The organism is Haliscomenobacter sp., from assembly GCF_040403615.1.
Lineage (GTDB): Bacteria > Bacteroidota > Bacteroidia > Chitinophagales > Saprospiraceae > Haliscomenobacter.
Genome location: NZ_JBBAKG010000037.1, coordinates 1 through 3,387 on the forward strand (window position 1 = coordinate 1; position 3,387 = coordinate 3,387).

The 3,387-nt window shown below is 45.2% G+C and carries 3 protein-coding genes; 1 reads left to right on the forward strand and 2 read right to left on the reverse strand.

The window, feature by feature from the left end:
* Nucleotides 1-87: 87 nt before the first annotated feature.
* Nucleotides 88-480 carry a hypothetical protein gene (locus tag ABW391_RS13710; RefSeq protein ID WP_353482449.1) on the reverse strand — a complete coding sequence of 131 codons (393 nt, stop codon included), beginning with the start codon at nt 478-480 and terminating at the stop codon, nt 88-90.
* A gap of 219 nt (nt 481-699) precedes the next feature.
* On the opposite strand from ABW391_RS13710, the gene ABW391_RS13715 reads away from it, so the two are divergent.
* Nucleotides 700-1,941, forward strand: coding sequence for a dipeptidase (locus ABW391_RS13715; protein ID WP_353482450.1), 1,242 nt, complete (start codon nt 700-702; stop codon nt 1,939-1,941).
* 138 nt (nt 1,942-2,079) lie between these two features.
* On the opposite strand, the gene ABW391_RS13720 is transcribed toward ABW391_RS13715, so the two are convergent.
* Nucleotides 2,080-3,351 (reverse strand): glucose-1-phosphate adenylyltransferase, encoded by a 1,272-nt coding sequence (locus ABW391_RS13720; RefSeq protein ID WP_353482451.1) that lies wholly within the window; start codon nt 3,349-3,351, stop codon nt 2,080-2,082.
* Nucleotides 3,352-3,387 lie beyond the last annotated feature (36 nt).

Consider the following 3,387-nt stretch of genomic DNA (forward strand, 5'->3'; position numbering starts at 1 on the left):
GTCTTATCTAATCCTCTGGCTCAAGAAAAATGATCACTTATTTTTGCCCCACTACATAGCTTTTAATAATCGTGTGAACCCAAAACTTTACCCATAAGAAACGATAGAAGTAATGTAACTCCCGGGATAGCCCAATTTTTCCAATTCGGCTTTCAGGTATTCGGCATCAGCTCTGCTCTTGAAGGTCTTTTTCGATTCAACGATCCAAACCTGTTCACAAGGCTGATAGCGTGCAACCAGACTGTTGTGGAAATGGTAACTGCGTGGATCAGTATCCCGCAAAACGGCCACTTGCACGCGGTATTCCAAATTGGTTTTGGTGTTAAAAACGGGCAAAGCCCTGGGTTTGGCTTTGGCATCGTAAGGGCTGGGCAGTTGGTCGCAGTAGACAGGCTTGGGTTTTACAGGGCTTTGGGCCTGACTTTTCACTGCGTTCAACGTAAAAAGACAAAATATTGGGAATAGGAACTTAGGAAACATGGGTTATACTTTAAAAATGGTATGAAGATTATGGTTTAGTGTAAGCAATTCTTTCCTTATAGTGGGGCAGAATGAACACTTATTGTTTTACCACCCCTTGAAAAAGAAGTTACCTGGTTTTTGACGGAAAAACGCTCAAAAGTATCTACATTTCCGTGCGAACTTTATTCGGTAATTCATTTTCAAAAGGACAATTGTTCTACCAAAAAAATTGTAGTTATGCTCAAAAAGTTGCCCTACCTATTGCTGCTCCTGGTGCTGAGCTTTAGCTGTTCACACAAAGTAGTGGTGTCAAACCAATCCGATGAGGCATTGCGTGCTGCGGCAGATGTGATTGCCCACAAGTACATCATCATTGATGGACACGTCGATCTACCTTTTCGGCTCAAGGTAACCAATTTTCAGCTTACACGGGAGTATATTGGTATCCCGGTTGAAACCAAAGAAGGGGATTTTGACTACGTGCGTGCTAAAAAAGGCGGCCTGAGTTGCCCTTTTATGTCCATTTACGTACCTTCTTCGTACCAATTGAACGGCAAAGCCAAATTGTTGGCCGATTCGTTGATTGACATGATCACGGGAATTGGCCGCGAAATTCCTGACAAGTTCAAGGTGGCGGTTTCTCCTGCGGAAGTCGAAGCCAATTTTAAACAAGGCCTGATTTCCTTGCCAATGGGCATGGAAAACGGTGCCCCGATCATGGACGATTTGGCCAATGTGGCCTATTTTCACCGCCGTGGCATCCGCTATATTACCTTGACACACGGCAAAGACAATCAAATTTGTGATTCTTCTTATGATACTACCGGAACCTGGAATGGATTGAGTGCCTTCGGGGAAAAAGTTGTGACGGAGATGAATCGGGTAGGGATCATGGTGGATGTATCCCATATTTCGGACAGCGCCTTCTTTGATGTGATCAAACTCAGCAAAGCACCGGTGATTGCTTCTCACTCCTCCTGCCGAAAGTTTACGCCAGGCTGGCAACGCAACATGAATGACGATCAACTGTTGGCTCTGGGCAAAAACGGTGGCGTGATTCAAATCAACTTCGGATCGACCTTTCTGGATTCAAAAATCCCGGAATACAACAACAAAAAACGCGACGAACTCAATGAGCTGTTGAAAAAAGCCGGACTGAAAGACACCGACCCCGCCGCCAAAACCATCATTGACGATTTTGGCAAAAAGAACCCGAAATTGTACGCAGATGTCAAAACGGTAGCTGACCACATCGATCACGTGGTGAAACTGATTGGCATTGAACATGTCGGTTTGGGTTCCGATTTCGATGGGGTAGGGGACTCCTTGCCCACCGGACTCAAAGACGTATCTCAATACCCGAATCTGATTGTTGAATTGCTGAAACGCGGCTACAGCGAAGAAGACATCGCCAAGATTTGCTCAAAAAACGTGCTGCGCGTATGGAAGGCAGTAGAAAAAGCAGCGGGAAAAAGTTGAAAAGTTTAGAGTTGAAAAGTTGAAGGGTTGAAATGTTACGGGAAACGCACGATTAGAAATCCTCTAAAGCAGGCTTCAATTTTGCATTGCCCACAACTCTTCAACCCTTCAACTTTTCAACCTTTCAACCTTTTAACTTTAAACCAATCCAATCTTTGTTCCATTCGGAATGACCGCCTTTTTCTTCAGAACCACGATGCCATCGCGGATCACGTAAGTGCTGGTTTCCATATTTTCCAAAGAAGAGTGTCCTTTGATGATTACGTTGTGGCCAATGCTGCAGTTTTTATCGATGATGGCGTCCTCGATGTAGCAATCCTTGCCAATGCCCATCGGAATTTCAGCAGCTTCGATCTGCTCCAGTGATTCGTAATAATCTGCACCCATCAGGATGGCGTTGTAAATCTCTGTTCCTTCTCCAACCCGTGAACGAATTCCTATTACTGCTTTGTCAATCTTTTTGGCGTGAATGATGCAACCTTCGGCGACCAAACTGCGGTTGAAGAGCGTACCATATATTTTGGTAGGTGCCAAAGGACGTGGCCTGGTGAACACCGTTGCGCTTTTGTCAAAAAGGTTAAAATCAGGAATCGGGTCGGTCAGTGCGATATTGGCTTCAAAGAAAGAAGCAATCGTACCAATATCTGTCCAGTAGCTGTCAAAAGCGTAACTGGCAAGTCGGAATTTGTTCTTGATGGCGTAAGGAATGATCTCTTTGCCAAAATCTGTCGCTTCTGGATTCTCCGCAAACAAGCGTTCCAGTACATCCCGCTTGAACACATAAATACCCATTGACGCCAGGTATTCTTTGCCTTGGGAAGTGTATTTTTCTTCAAGCGGAGAACTCCAATCAGCCAGTATGTCTTTTTTGGGCTTTTCGATAAAGTCCTGAATGTACTGTCCTTCATCCACTTTCAGGATGCCAAATTCAGAAGCATCTTTGGCTACCACGGGGATGGTCGCAATGGTAAGATCCGCTTCTTTGTCGATATGGTAGTAGGCAAACGCTTTAAAATCCATCTGATACAACTGATCACCAGACAAGATCAAGATGTAGTCGAAATCATGATTGACCAAGTGGTGCATGGATTGACGTACCGCATCAGCCGTGCCTTGAAACCAGTTGGGTGAATTCGGGGTTTGCTCTGCCGCCAAAATATCTACAAAGCCATGCGTAAACATGTCAAAAGCGTAGGTATTCTTGATGTGCTGGTTGAGCGAAGCCGAGTTGAATTGTGTCACCACAAACATTCTTCTCACCCCTGAGTTTAGGCAGTTGGAGATGGGAATATCGATGAGGCGATACTTTCCGGCAATGGGTACTGCTGGCTTGGAGCGTTGCTCGGTGAGTGGATAGAGCCGGGAGCCAGCGCCACCTCCGAGTATAAGAGCGATCATTTTCACTTCCATGTGATTTTGGTTGGAGTATGCGGTAAATCGTTATTG